At 62.5% G+C, this 12,622-nt stretch carries 11 protein-coding genes and 1 pseudogene; 7 read left to right on the forward strand and 5 right to left on the reverse strand.

What is annotated here, in order from left to right:
• Positions 1–225: 225 nt before the first annotated feature.
• The 4 genes from P6F26_RS09610 to P6F26_RS09625 all read right to left on the reverse strand — a co-directional run bounded on the left by P6F26_RS09610 (position 226) and on the right by P6F26_RS09625 (position 4,905).
• Positions 226–1,161, reverse strand: coding sequence for an aldo/keto reductase (locus P6F26_RS09610; RefSeq protein ID WP_278028468.1), 936 nt, complete (start codon positions 1,159–1,161; stop codon positions 226–228).
• 392 nt (positions 1,162–1,553) lie between these two features.
• Positions 1,554–2,816 carry an aminotransferase class V-fold PLP-dependent enzyme gene (locus tag P6F26_RS09615; protein WP_278028469.1) on the reverse strand — a complete coding sequence of 421 codons (1,263 nt, stop codon included), beginning with the start codon at positions 2,814–2,816 and terminating at the stop codon, positions 1,554–1,556.
• A gap of 65 nt (positions 2,817–2,881) precedes the next feature.
• Positions 2,882–3,061, reverse strand: a complete 180-nt coding sequence (locus P6F26_RS09620) for a hypothetical protein (protein ID WP_278028470.1) — start codon at positions 3,059–3,061, stop codon at positions 2,882–2,884.
• Entirely contained in the window at positions 3,037–4,905 is a 1,869-nt protein-coding gene (locus P6F26_RS09625) for a sigma 54-interacting transcriptional regulator (RefSeq protein ID WP_278028471.1), read from the reverse strand. Before P6F26_RS09625 ends, P6F26_RS09620 begins: the two co-directional genes overlap by 25 nt.
• A 338-nt stretch (positions 4,906–5,243) precedes the next feature.
• On the opposite strand from P6F26_RS09625, the gene P6F26_RS09630 reads away from it, so the two are divergent.
• From P6F26_RS09630 to cynS, 5 genes are read left to right on the forward strand one after another with little or no spacing between them, the layout of a single operon-like run.
• Entirely contained in the window at positions 5,244–6,509 is a 1,266-nt protein-coding gene (locus P6F26_RS09630; RefSeq protein WP_278028472.1) for a CmpA/NrtA family ABC transporter substrate-binding protein, read from the forward strand.
• A gap of 50 nt (positions 6,510–6,559) precedes the next feature.
• A complete protein-coding gene (gene ntrB / locus P6F26_RS09635) occupies positions 6,560–7,342 on the forward strand; it encodes a nitrate ABC transporter permease (protein WP_278028473.1) in 783 nt (260 codons plus the stop codon).
• 10 nt (positions 7,343–7,352) lie between these two features.
• Positions 7,353–8,264 (forward strand): ABC transporter ATP-binding protein, encoded by a 912-nt coding sequence (locus P6F26_RS09640; protein WP_278028474.1) that lies wholly within the window; start codon positions 7,353–7,355, stop codon positions 8,262–8,264.
• Between the two features lie 13 nt (positions 8,265–8,277).
• Complete coding sequence (locus P6F26_RS09645) at positions 8,278–8,757, forward strand: nuclear transport factor 2 family protein (RefSeq protein WP_278028475.1); 480 nt, start codon at positions 8,278–8,280, stop codon at positions 8,755–8,757.
• Positions 8,758–8,817: 60 nt separating this feature from the next.
• Complete coding sequence (gene cynS / locus P6F26_RS09650; RefSeq protein ID WP_278028476.1) at positions 8,818–9,261, forward strand: cyanase; 444 nt, start codon at positions 8,818–8,820, stop codon at positions 9,259–9,261.
• Positions 9,262–9,835: 574 nt separating this feature from the next.
• Here the strand turns inward: cynS and P6F26_RS09655 are convergent.
• Positions 9,836–10,084, reverse strand: a pseudogene (locus tag P6F26_RS09655) (DDE-type integrase/transposase/recombinase); the annotation flags it as partial.
• 232 nt (positions 10,085–10,316) lie between these two features.
• Here P6F26_RS09655 and P6F26_RS09660 point away from each other — a divergent pair.
• Positions 10,317–11,693, forward strand: coding sequence for an NAD-dependent succinate-semialdehyde dehydrogenase (locus P6F26_RS09660; RefSeq protein WP_278028477.1), 1,377 nt, complete (start codon positions 10,317–10,319; stop codon positions 11,691–11,693).
• Between the two features lie 64 nt (positions 11,694–11,757).
• Positions 11,758–12,354, forward strand: coding sequence for an SDR family oxidoreductase (locus tag P6F26_RS09665; RefSeq protein WP_278028516.1), 597 nt, complete (start codon positions 11,758–11,760; stop codon positions 12,352–12,354).
• Positions 12,355–12,622 lie beyond the last annotated feature (268 nt).

A 12,622-nucleotide genomic window follows, 5' to 3' on the forward strand; every position in this document is an offset into this window, starting at 1 on the left:
TCACAAGTTCACATGAAGGCGGCATTTCCAACAACAGGTTCAGCCCCGGCAGCCGCGCGCGGTCCAAGCTTCGCGCATCGGGCGACGGCTCAGCCTGCGCTCACCGGCTCAAACACCGATCGGGCTCCGATCGGCAATGGATGGTAGACCAGTGGCAGGTCTCGACAGCGATGTCAGGCCGGGTGCCGCCGTGTCGCCGAATGACGAGTGGCGTTCACCAGACGGCTACGCCTCCTCCAAGCGATCTGTCGCTGGTGGCGGCGTTGGGGACAGTGCCGTGAGGCGCGCATAAGTCTCGTCATCCAGTTCGAAACCAATGGCGTCGAGCGATGGTTGCATCTGATCGGATCTGCTGGCGCTCAGGATCGGCGCCGTTATCGCGGGGTTACGTGCAACCCAGGCGATAGCCAGCGTAATGGCGGAAACACCGAGTTCGGCGGCAAGTGCGTGCAGTGAATTCGCGGTCTCATGCATCCAGTCCTGACCGTAGCGGGCCTTGTACATCGGATCATGGGTCAGGCGGCCTTCTTGCCCGAGCTTGTACTTGCCCGTCAGAAGGCCGCCCCCAAGCGGGGAGTATGGAACAACGGCGATGTTCTCGGATGTACACATCGGCAACATCTCTACTTCGGCCTGCCGTTTGACGAGATTGTACATCGGCTGCAGCGTCTCGATCCTAAGTTCGAAAGTCGCGGCGACGCCAGCGGCCTTCATTACTTGCCAAGCCGCATAATTCGAAACGCCGATATGCCTTACACGACCAGCGTCGACCATCTTTGCAAGTGCCTCGTAGGTCGCTTCGAGCGGCACTTCGTCAGACCAGCGATGCATGTAAAGCAAGTCAACGAAGTCGAGGTCGAGGCGCCGGAGGCTCTCGTCAAGGTCCTTCGCGATCGCTTCAGGAGCGCAGTTCCCTGTCGAGGCGCACTTGGTGGCGATGAAAAGATGGTCCCGCTCAGCGACCACAAACTGACCGAGCAAAGTCTCCGATGCCCCCCCGGTATAGCCGTGAGCCGTGTCGAAGAAGTTTATTCCGGCGGCGCGGGCCCTGTCGTACATGGCACGACTGTCAGTTCGATCTGCCTTGCCACCCCATTGCATGGTGCCAAAGCAATACGAGGAAATCGGGTGGCCGGCGGGCGTTCTTAGATCTGGTTTCATCGCTGATCTATCACATTGCTTCAGCGCGAAGAACAAGTGCTTCCGGACGGTGATACGGACGCTGGAGTCGTCCGCGCTGGGCTCTCCGGGATAACATCTTTGCCAAATGTACAAGGAGAGGCGTGGACCGAGGGATGTGAGGATGCCGGAGTATCACGAGCGGGATACGCTCGCCGCATTCGAGAAACGGGAACGGCCGAAGCGCGGATCGCCATCGAGGGCGCTCAGGTGGCGGTTGCACCCACCTCGCTTCCTCACCTGCAAACCATCGACCGAGGACTCTCCCCATCCCCGGATCAAACGGGGCTCAGGTCACGCGAAGGCCGATGCTTGTGCAGGATGCACCGCTGGAGATGCTGGCAGACTAATTCCTCTCCGAAGCGGCACATCACTCATTCCGTAGCCTCGCGCATCGCGCCAAGGAAACGGGCGACCTCCTGCAGGGAGTTGTAGTGGCTGACCGAGACACGAATACAATCCTCCATGCCGAGGGGCTCCAGCACGTTGCCGGAGTAATGGTCGTTCTTGCGGATGTGCACGCGGATGCCGCGCTGGCGCAGGTGCTCGACCAGCTCGGCCGAGGGCATCGTCTCCAGCCGCAGCGAAATCACGCCCTCGCGCCCCTCGACGCGGTCCCCGCCAATCAGTGTCACCGAGGGAAGCTGCGCCAGACCCGGCAGGTTGCCGTAGCCGTGCAGCATCGCCTTCAGGAGGACCGCCTCCTGCCCGGCGATGGCTGCGGCGGCGGCTTCGATCCGGGCGCGTGGCGTCGCTGCCTCGTCCGCTCCCGCCTCGCCTCCCAGCCAGTCGAGGTAGGCCACGACATCCGAGAAGGTGGCATAGGCCCCGCTGTCCCGCGTCCCCAGTTCCCACGTCGTGGGCGCGCCGCCGATGATCTGTTCCTTCGTCGCCGCCGTCAGACGGTCCGACGCCCAGCCCACGCCATAGCCGTGGCGCGAGAACATCTTGTAGGGCGACACCGCATAGCCGTCGGCGTGGCAGGCCACGACGTCGACCGCTCCGTGGCTGGCGTGCTGGATCCCGTCGACGATGATGAACGCCTCGGGAGCCACCTCGCGCACGGCGGCGGCGATGGCGGGCACATCGACGGCCATGCCCGTCACGGGCGAGGTGTGCACAATCGTGACCACGCGCGTGTCAGGCGTAACCGCTGCGCTGTAGTCTTGGGGCGACACGCTGCCGGTCAGGCTGTCGTGGGCGACGCGCCGAAAGGTGCGGCCGGTGACATCCGACCATCGCGCCATGGCGCCGTAAGTCGCGGGATGTTCCAGCGTTGACCCAAGCATCACGCCACCCTCGGGCGCGGCAAGGGCCGCGGTGCGGACAAGGCGAAACAGCACCTCCGTGCCGCTTTCGCCCACGAAGACCTCGCCCGCGTCGCCCGCGTTGAAGAACAGGCGCATATCGGCCTTGCCGCGCGCGATCACGGCCATCAGCGCCTCGGACGCCGCATTCGCGCGGCCCTGGTTGTCGGGATAGCCCGCATGAACGGCGCTCGTCTCGATGACCGATTTCAGGCGAAGCGCCCCACCTGCGTTCTCGAAGAACACGCGCGGCCCCTCGAACGGACAGGCATCGACATGGGCGAAGCGGTCGCGGATAGCGGTCAGGAGGGCGGGATTGTCGGCGATCATGGGCAGGCTCCGGGACGTGGATAGGATGGCGCGAAGGCGGGGGTGCGGCGTGGCGCCGGCTTCCGTCATCCGAACCTCTCGTGGCGGCGTATGGCGGATGCGATTTCGCGAACGACCTGCGCAGTGGCCGCGATGTCGAAAAGAACGTCAAGGCCCGCGTCCGGATCGAGCCCGGCATCCGTCCCGACCGGAATCTTCCTGACAACACCGATGACGGGGTTCAGTTTGCCGATCTTCCCTGCCATTCGCTGTCTGCGATGCGATATTTCTTTATGCGCGAATAAAGGGTCGTGGCCGGGATGCCGAGTATCTTCGCCGCCCCGTCCGGGCCGGACACCCGCCCCTCTGTCTCCTTGAGGCATGCAACAAGGTTTGCGCGCGCCTCTGCCTGAAGTTCAGCTTCGGTTTTTATGTGGGCTTGTCCGCCTTGCTGCTGCGCGCGGGCGTCGCCGACATCCACGATCAGCTTGCCCCCGCGCGAGACGATGGCGGCGCGTTCGATGACGTTGCGCAATTCCCGGACGTTGCCTGGCCAGCCATAGTTCTGAAGCTGGTCCATCGTGCGTTTGGTAATGACTGTGTTCGGCCTGTTCAGGCGCTTGTTGGCAAGGCTCAAGAGGTGGGTCGCCAAAACGGGAATATCCTCGATCCGGTCGCGCAATGGGTGGCAGGTGATGGGGAACACGTTGAGGAACAGAAACAGGTCTTCGCGGAACCTGTTGGACGCCACTGCTTGTTCGAGGGAGGTCGTCGTTGCTGCGATTACCCGCACATCGATAGCCCGGGGCCGTGTATCGCCCATGCGTGTGACCTCGCGATCTTGCAGAGCACGCAGGAGTTGGCCCTGATGTTCAAGCGGCAGTTCCTCGACATTGTCCAGAAAGACCGTCCCCCCGTGCGCCAGCTCCAGCTTGCCCGGCTTGTCGCGAAGGGCGCCCGGGTACGCGCCCCGGATCTGACCGAACAACTCTGCCGCCATTGCCTCGGTGGCGACAGATCCGCACCGCAGGTGGATCAGGGCCCGTCGGCGGCGAGCGCCGGAATTATGGATGGCGTTGGCGACCAAAGCTTTCCCGGTTCCAGCCTCGCCGGTGATCAGCACATTGGCATCAGTGCTGGCCACCAGATCGATCCGCCGGCGCAGATGTTGCGTTGAGGGCGCTTCGCCGAGGATGTCGTGATGAGCCTGTTCGCTGGTAATCGCCTCTTGCAGATATGCGTTCTCTTGCTCCAACCGGTCGCGCAAATCGGCGACCTCGTGCAGGGCGTCGCGGAGTTTCTGCTCGTTTTCCTTGCGCTCGGTGATGTCCCGAAAGATCACCACGGCACCGGCCAGCACCTGCTGGTCGTAGATCGGCGTCGAGACGTATTCGACCCGAATGGGCTTGCCATCCTTGCGCCAGAAGACCTCATCCTCGATGCGGTGGACCTGTTCAAACCGGAAAGAGCGGTAAATCGGGCAGTCATGGGCGTGATAGACGTCACCGTTGACATGGTGGTGGTGGATCATGTCGTGGATGGACTTGCCCGCCAGCTCCTCGAAACTCCAGCCGAGCATCTCCTGCGCGGCGCGGTTGGCGAAGGTGGTCTTGCCCTCGGCGTTGACGCCGTAGATGCCTTCGCCCGCAGCGTTCAGGATCAGTTGGTTCTGATTTTCGAGTTCGGCGAAGAAGGATTGCGCACGCTTCCAGCCATCGAGTCCCGAGCGATGCAATTCCTCGGCATCGACGATCTGCGCCCTGCGCTCCAACTCAGCGAGATCGACGAACATCAACAGGACCTGGTCGACGCTGCCCCCGAATTTTCGGCCCCGCATTTCGCAGGCCCGATCACCTTTGGCTGTGCGCAGGCGGATATCGCGGGTCCACGCCTCACCGCGATAGTCGATTTCCTCCACGAACAGGATGAACCGGGCAAGGTTTTGTCCGATCAGCTTGGAGAACCGCACGGCCTGGGGGTCGTCCAGGCTCAGCATCTGCGAGGCCATGCCATTGCACGCGACAATCCGATCCATCCGGCTGTCGACGACGAGGCAGGCCTCGGGGACGCAATCGAGCGTCTGGGCGAGAGAGAGGGGCGATTCGAGCACATCGAAACCATGCCTTTTTCAAGGCCGCCGCGCATTCGAAATTTCGTAAAATACGAAATATCATAATTTTAACTGATAACGTATCGCCCTTAACGAACTGAAAAAACGATCAATTCTTCTGGTGCGGGAATTTTGGGCAGTGGCTTCTTGGCGGACCTGCGTTGGGGAATACTGGAATGCGTCAACAACGAGGTATTCCCATGTCGTCCAAGAGCCTTGGAAACCCCTTCTCCGATAAGACCGACCTCCGCCATGGCGCCGGGTGCCGCTGTGACACATGCTCCGGCGATCACAGCCATGCCCATGGCGCCCACACGCCCGCAGCGCAGAACCTGTCCATGTCTTCCGAGCAGATGGTGGAACGCGCGGTCGAGAGCGCGATCGTCCGCTCCGTCTTCGGGCACAATGAAATGCAGCGTCGTTCCTTCATGGGGATGCTTGGCGGGGGCGCGTTCGCATCCGTTCTGGCATCGGTGTTCCCGATGGACGCGGCCAAGGCCATGCTGCTGGACGAGCTTGGCCCGCCGGAGAAAACCGATCTGAACATCGGCTTCGTGCCGATCACCTGCGCCACGCCGATCATCATGGCGCAGCCGATGGGCTTTTACGAGCGCTATGGCCTGAACGCGCAAGTCATCAAGACCGCCGGATGGGCCGTGGCGCGCGACAAGTCGCTTTCCGGCGAATACGACGCCAGCCACATGCTGACCCCGATGCCGCTGGCCATGACGCTTGGCGCAGGTTCGGTCGCGACGCCCTACATCATGCCGGCCGTCGAGAACATCAACGGTCAGGCCATCGTGCTGTCGAACGAGCATCTCGACAAGCGCGACCCGACCCAGTGGCGCGGCTTCACCTTCGGCGTGCCGTTCGAATACTCGATGCACAACTTCCTGCTGCGCTACTACGTTGCCGAGTTCGGGTTGGACCCCGATGTCGACATCCAGATCCGTGTGGTTCCCCCGCCCGAGATGGTGGCCAACCTGCGCGCCGGCAACCTCGACGGCTACCTCTCGCCCGACCCGTTCAACCAGCGCGCGGTCTGGGAAGGCATCGGCTTCATACACACGCTGACCAAGGACATCTGGGAAGGCCACCCGTGCTGTGCGTTCGCCGCGCCTGCGTCCTTCGCACAGGAACTGCCCAACACCTACGGTGCCCTGCTGAAGGCGATCATCGACGCAACCCAGTATGCGTCGAACCCCGACAACCGGATTGAGATCTCCGAGGCCATCGCGCCGGAAAACTACCTCAACCAGCCGGTGCCCGTCATCCAGCAGGTGCTGACCGGAACTTTCGCCGATGGTCTGGGCGAAGTGCAGCGTGTGCCCGACCGGATCGATTTCGATCCGTTCCCGTGGCACTCGATGGGCGTGTGGATCCTCACCCAGATGAAGCGTTGGGGTTATATCGAGGAGCATATCGACTACGCCGCCGTCGCCGAGCAGGTCTATCTCGCCTCTGACGCGCGCCGCATCATGAACGAGCTTGGCTACGAAGCGCCTTCGGAAACCTATCGCAGCCATACGATCATGGGCAAAACCTTCGATCCGGCAGATCCGGTCGGCTACATCAACAGCTTCGAGATCGGGCACACGGACTGATGTCGGCCCTCTCCGTAAACCAACGCGCGGCAATTCTCTCGGTCGCGTTGTTGCTGGTAGGCCTCCTGTTCTGGGAGGCCTCCATAACGCAACAGACGGTCGCCACCGAGTTGACCGAATACGAACTGCTGGCCGGCGGCGGCGCGCAACGGGCCGCCGTGCCACCCCCAAGCGACATCTTCTCCAAGGCGTGGGAGGAACTGTCCGATCCCTTCTATGATGCCGGCCCCAACGACAAGGGGATCGGAATCCAGATCGGTTATTCGATCTACCGGGTGCTGGCCGGTTACTTCATGGCCGCAATGATCGCCATCCCGCTCGGCTTTCTCATCGGCATGTCGCCGGTGGCCTACAAGGCGCTCAACCCGTTCATTCAAGTGCTGCGCCCGATATCGCCGCTTGCATGGATGCCGCTTGCCCTTTTCATCATCCAGGACAGCGAGGCGAGCGCGATCTTCGTGATCTTCATCTGTTCGATCTGGCCAATGCTGATCAACACGGCCTTCGGTGTTGCCGGGGTTCGCAAGGACTGGGTCAACGTCGCGCGGACCCACGAACTCGGGCCCTTCAAGACCGCGCTTCAGGTGATCCTGCCGGCCGCTGCCCCGACCATCGTGACGGGCATGAGGATCTCGATCGGGATCGCATGGCTTGTGATCGTGGCCGCCGAGATGCTCGTGGGTGGGACCGGGATCGGCTACTACGTGTGGAACGAGTGGAACAACCTCGATCTCACTTCGGTCATCTTCTCCATCCTCATGATCGGCATTGTCGGCATGATCCTTGATGCCTGCTTCGGCGCCCTGCAGCGCGTCGTCGCGTACGCGGAATAAGGAGGCTGTCATGGCCAAACCATTTCTCTCCATCGAACAGCTGACACAGCAATTCCCGGATGGATCGGGCGGCACGCTCACCGTGTTCGAAAATGCCAGCTTCGGCATAGAGAGGGGCGAGTTCGTTTGCATTCTCGGCCACTCGGGCTGCGGCAAGTCGACGATCATGAACGTGCTTGCCGGGCTTGCCGAGCCGACCTCGGGCGTCGTCACCATGGACGGGCAGGAGGTTTCCGGCCCGTCGCTCGATCGCGGCGTGGTGTTCCAGAACTACTCGCTTCTGCCGTGGCTGTCGGCGCTCAAGAACGTGGCCTTCGGTGTGCAGGCCCGCCACAAGGACTGGAGCAAGGCACAGGTGCTCGAGCATTCGCGCAAGTTCCTGTCGACGGTCGGGCTCGAAGGCGATGCGGTGAACCGCAAGCCGTCGCAACTGTCGGGCGGCATGCGGCAGCGCGTCTCCATCGCGCGGGCGTTCGCCAACCAGCCCAAGCTGCTTCTGCTGGATGAGCCGTTCGGCGCGCTTGATGCATTGACCCGCGGAACCATCCAGGAGGAGCTTCTGAAGGTCTGGGGTCAGACCGAGCAGACGGTCTTCATGATCACGCATGACATCGACGAGGCGATCCTGCTGGCCGACCGCATCCTGCTGATGACCAACGGGCCGTTCGCCCGCGTGGCCGAAAGCGTCGAGATCACCATCCCGCGCCCGCGCAGTCGGACCGAGATCGTGGATCACCCGAACTACTACGCGATCCGAAACCACCTCGTGCAGTTCCTCGGGCATCGCTCCAAGAAACTCGCCGGGCGGCCCTCTGACGGCATGCCGCACACCCCCGAGACGATCCGCATCGACAAGAACGCCGCCGCCGCCGATCCCGAAGAAGCCGAGTCATCGCGCTCGCTGCGGGCTGTGGGCGATTGATGGAGCCAGAGCGATGACCGACCAGGACCCGATCCGCAACCCGGTGCCACCCTTCACCTATGATGACGCGGTGCTCAAGGTCCGCATGGCGGAAGACGCGTGGAACGGGCGCAACCCCGAACGTGTCGCAATGGCCTACACGGCCGATACAAGGTGGCGTAACCGGGCGGAGTTCCTGAACGGCCGCGAAGAAGTTCGCGCGTTCCTCAAGCGCAAATGGGCAAAGGAACACGACTATCGCCTGATCAAGGAGATTTGGGCCCATGCCGGAAGCCGGATTGCCGTGCGCTTTTGCTACGAGTGGCATGATGAGGCCGGCAACTGGTTCCGCTCCCATGGCAACGAGCAATGGCAGTTCGACGAACGCGGCTACATGGCCGAGCGCCATGCCTCGATCAACGATGTGCCGATTTCGGAAGCCGATAGAAGATTCCGCTGGCCGCAAGGCCCGCGCCCCGCGGATTACCCCGGCCTGAGCGCTCTCGGCCTCTGACCTCAAGGCCCCCGAACGAAAGGACCCTTCACTATGAAAGATGCGTTGGAGATACCGAGCATGATGACCAAAGAGGACGTCACGATGATGATCCTGTCCGCCAAGAAACAGGCGGGCATGACCTGGGAAGGAATTGCCGAAAAGATCGACATGTCGCCGGTCTGGACGCATTCCGCCTGCATGGGCATGAACGGCTGGCCCAAGGACAAGGCCGAGAAGATCGTGTCGGTCATGGGGCTGCCGCAAGAAGCGGTCAGCGTTCTGGAAGAACCGCCTACCAAGGTCTGGGAGCAAAGTGTTCCGACCGACCCGTGCATCTACCGCCTCTACGAAATTGTCGGCGTCTACGGGCCGACCATCAAGGCGCTGATCGAAGAGAAGTTCGGCACAGGTATCATGTCGGCGATCGATTTCGACATGCAGATCACCAAGGTCGAACACCCCAAGGGCGATCGCGTCAAGATCGAGATGTCGGGCAAATTCCTCGCCTACAATAGCTGGTAGGGCGCACTGCAGTTGACGCGGCCAGGTTGCGGGCGCCAAATTTGCCCGCAACCGATACTCATGAGAACGGGATCGCGCCGCCAAGCACTCGGCCGGGTGCGCCTTGACGATAGCCCCTCCGCGATGAGATCGCCGCCTGACAGGGGCTATGGCAGCCAGTCCCAGCCAGAGGACAGTGACGCTGTCCCTCATGCCGCCCAGAGACTGCGCCACTTGGCGAGAGCGGCGGCACGGCCTCCCTTCAAGAGGCACCGACTTGAAAGACAGCGTTCCTGGTTGAAATGGATTGAGCGGACGTCGTTCTACGATAACGACCAATTAAAGCGGTCAGGCTGTTTTTACCTGCTTGGCGCCATTATGCTTCTTCCGGACCAGAGCGCCGACCCCCAAAAGAGCAACGCCAAGAAGTGGCAACGTTGGAGGCAACGGAACAACAGCCGGCACCGAGGAGAAATTCAGATTGATGGTGTTTTGACCTACCGAAAGCGATATCGGCGTTGTAGCAGTAATGCCCAGACTTAGAAAACTCTGACCGGCGAATTCGGCGACAAAGGCCAGAGGATTTCAGTCTTGGTGCCCGGTTGTTCAGCCAGCGGTCAGTCTCGGGCCGGCCCTCGACACAAGGAAGCGTTCAAAGCCGCGCCTAAAGAACGCAGCTTGTCCGCCACGACCACCCCTGCCCGACCATGTTTCTTCATGGCTTTCTCCAAGAATGTCAGGGCCGCCTTCCTGTCCCGGTCTTCGTGACGAAGCTTTCCAGCACCTCGCCCTCGTGGTCGACGGCCCGCCAGAGATAGCGCCGCTCGCCGCTGATCTTCACGAACGCGTGCTGGCGTATGAGCGCGCGGCCTTGCGGAGCTCATGTCGATCACCCTGGCTTACCTGTTGGTAAGAATGAACAAAAAGCCTACGCCCGTTCGGTTGCCTCAGCTGCGACCGCGCAGACTTTCGAAGACACGCCCCGTTTTGCGGCAGGCAGTGGGAGAGGTGGGAAGGAGGCTCATGGAACGAAGCCTACCGCCCTACGTTGCCGAGCCATGTCCAAAGGAATTCCCATGTCTTCGATAACAACGATCAACCCCGCGACCGAGGAAGAGCTTCACACCTACACTCTCATGTCCGAACGGGACGCGTCGGACCGTGTCGAAGCCTGTCACGCGGCGCAGATGGAATGGCGCAAGCTCAGCCATGCAGAGCGCGCGCCCTACCTCACGAAGATCGCGGACAAGCTGCGCGCGCACGCCGATGAGCTGGCCGCCCTGATGACCCGAGAGACCGGCAAGCTTCTGAAGGACGGGCACACCGAGGTCGAGATCTGCGCGGCGATCTGCGATTACACGGCCCAGCACGGACCCGAGCTTCTGGCCGATGAAGAACGCCGTCACGGCCCTGAGGGCAAGCGCGGTGTCGTCAGCTTTCAGCCGATCGGCGTCATCTACTCGATCCAACCTTGGAATTTCCCGCTTTACCAACCGGTCCGCGTGCTTGCCGCGAACCTGATGGCGGGCAACGGCTGCGTGCTGAAGCATGCCAGCATCTGCACCGGGTCCGGTCTGCGTCTGCGCGAGCTGTGCATCGAGGCGGGTCTGCCCGAGGACCTGTTCCAGGTTGTCGTGATCGACCATGACATCAGCGATACCCTAATCGCAGATCCGAAGATCCGCGGCGTGACGCTGACCGGCAGCGCCCAAGCCGGGCGTCACGTCGGCGCCGAGGCCGCAAAGGCGCTCAAGAAGACCGTGCTCGAACTGGGGTCGAACGACGCCTACCTCGTGCTGGAGGATGCCGACATCGAGACGGCCGTGAAATTCTCCATCATGGGCCGGCTATACAACAACGGCGAGACCTGCGTCTCGGCCAAGCGGTTCATCGTGACGGACAAGGTCTACGACGCCTTCGTCGACGCCTTCGTCGCGCAGATGCAGGCCATCCGCTTGGGCGATCCCACGGACGCCGACAGCCAGCTTGGTCCGCTGTCGAGCCAGGAGCAGTTCGACAAGGTAAAGGACCAGGTGGACGACAGCGTTGCAAAGGGCGCGACATTGCTATGCGGTGGCGCCGCCCCCGACCGGACCGGAGCCTATTACCCCGCCACCGTTCTGGCCGATCTCGCACCGGGAATGCCGGCCCATGACGACGAGATCTTCGGCCCCGTCGCCTCCGTGATCCGCGCCAAGGATGACGCGGATGCGATGCGTCTGGCCAATGAAAGCCGTTACGGTCTGGGCGGCGGGATCTTTTCGAGGGACGCGGAGCGTGCCTTGAAGCTCGCGCGTGATCACTTCGATACGGGCATGATCCGCATCAATTCCTTCGGAGCCGCCGATCCCAACATGCCGTTTGGCGGGGTCAAGGACTCGGGCTACGGGCGCGAGCATGGCGGCTTCGGCATGAAGGAATTCGTCAACGCGAAATCGATCTTCCTGCCGTGATCCGGAAGACCCCGTATCTCCTCCCTGCCCCGACACGATCATCATGAAGGATCCCAGAATGAGCATGACCATCCTCGTCGCCGGTGCCACGGGCAAGACCGGCCTGCATCTGATCCGGGAGTTGGCCGATCAGGGCCACAAGCCCATCGCGCTCGTCCGCGAAAGCTCGGACACGAGCGCGCTTCCGAAGGGCGTCGAGCTGCGGCAAGGCGATCTGACCGACCTGCAGGACGGCCTCTGCGACGGAATGGACGCGGTGATCTTTGCCGCGGGCTCCGGCGGAAGCACGGGCCCCGAGATGACCGACAAGGTCGACCGGGACGGCGCTAAGCGCCTGATCGATCTGGCGCGCGCCTCGGACGTGTCGCGCTTCGTGATGCTCAGTTCGGTCGGCGCGGACCAGACCGACCCGACCGGCAAGTTGGCCCATTACCTGAATGCCAAGCACGCGGCAGACGATCACCTCAAGGCGTCCGGGCTGACCTACGCGATCCTGCGCCCGGTGGCCCTGACCGACGATGGGCGCAGCACGGAAGTGATCCTGGGCGAGCGCGTCGACAAATCCGCGACGGCCTCGCGCGCGGACGTGGCCCATGTCCTGGCAGAGGCCGCAACCACCGGCCGCTTCGACGGGATGGCGCAGGACATGCAATCCGCCTGACCCTGCTGCCTGCCCGGACGTCGACGATGTCGGACACCCCCGATGCCCGGCATCTCTTCTGAAAGGATCACGAACCATGGCGCGACCTGACCGCGTGAACCGCAAGCATGTCCTTGCCAAGCGCCCGAAGGCAGCGCCCAGGCCCGCCTCAAGACAAGTTCCTCTGAGCCGATGAGTACGAGAGAGCCCCGGCGTCGGTGATCTTCGAAGCGATCCGTCGGGATGGCGAGCACGAGCTGAAACGACCGTTCAGCGCGCTCCGGTGGCC

Origin of the sequence: Roseicyclus salinarum (genome assembly GCF_029624655.1) — a bacterium.
Classification (GTDB): Bacteria; Pseudomonadota; Alphaproteobacteria; order Rhodobacterales; family Rhodobacteraceae; genus Roseibacterium; species Roseibacterium salinarum.

Bases quoted from the DNA above. Each gene is read 5' to 3' on its own strand.
- P6F26_RS09620 (WP_278028470.1), bottom strand. From the start codon at position 3,061: ATGGCAGGGAAGATCGGCAAACTGAACCCCGTCATCGGTGTTGTCAGG.
- P6F26_RS09660 (WP_278028477.1), top strand. From the start codon at position 10,317: ATGTCTTCGATAACAACGATCAACCCCGCGACCGAGGAAGAGCTTCAC.
- P6F26_RS09665 (WP_278028516.1), top strand. From the start codon at position 11,758: ATGACCATCCTCGTCGCCGGTGCCACGGGCAAGACCGGCCTGCATCTG.
- cynS (WP_278028476.1), top strand. From the start codon at position 8,818: ATGATGACCAAAGAGGACGTCACGATGATGATCCTGTCCGCCAAGAAA.
- P6F26_RS09610 (WP_278028468.1), bottom strand. From the start codon at position 1,161: ATGAAACCAGATCTAAGAACGCCCGCCGGCCACCCGATTTCCTCGTAT.
- P6F26_RS09615 (WP_278028469.1), bottom strand. From the start codon at position 2,816: ATGATCGCCGACAATCCCGCCCTCCTGACCGCTATCCGCGACCGCTTC.
- P6F26_RS09640 (WP_278028474.1), top strand. From the start codon at position 7,353: ATGGCCAAACCATTTCTCTCCATCGAACAGCTGACACAGCAATTCCCG.
- P6F26_RS09630 (WP_278028472.1), top strand. From the start codon at position 5,244: ATGTCTTCCGAGCAGATGGTGGAACGCGCGGTCGAGAGCGCGATCGTC.
- P6F26_RS09645 (WP_278028475.1), top strand. From the start codon at position 8,278: ATGACCGACCAGGACCCGATCCGCAACCCGGTGCCACCCTTCACCTAT.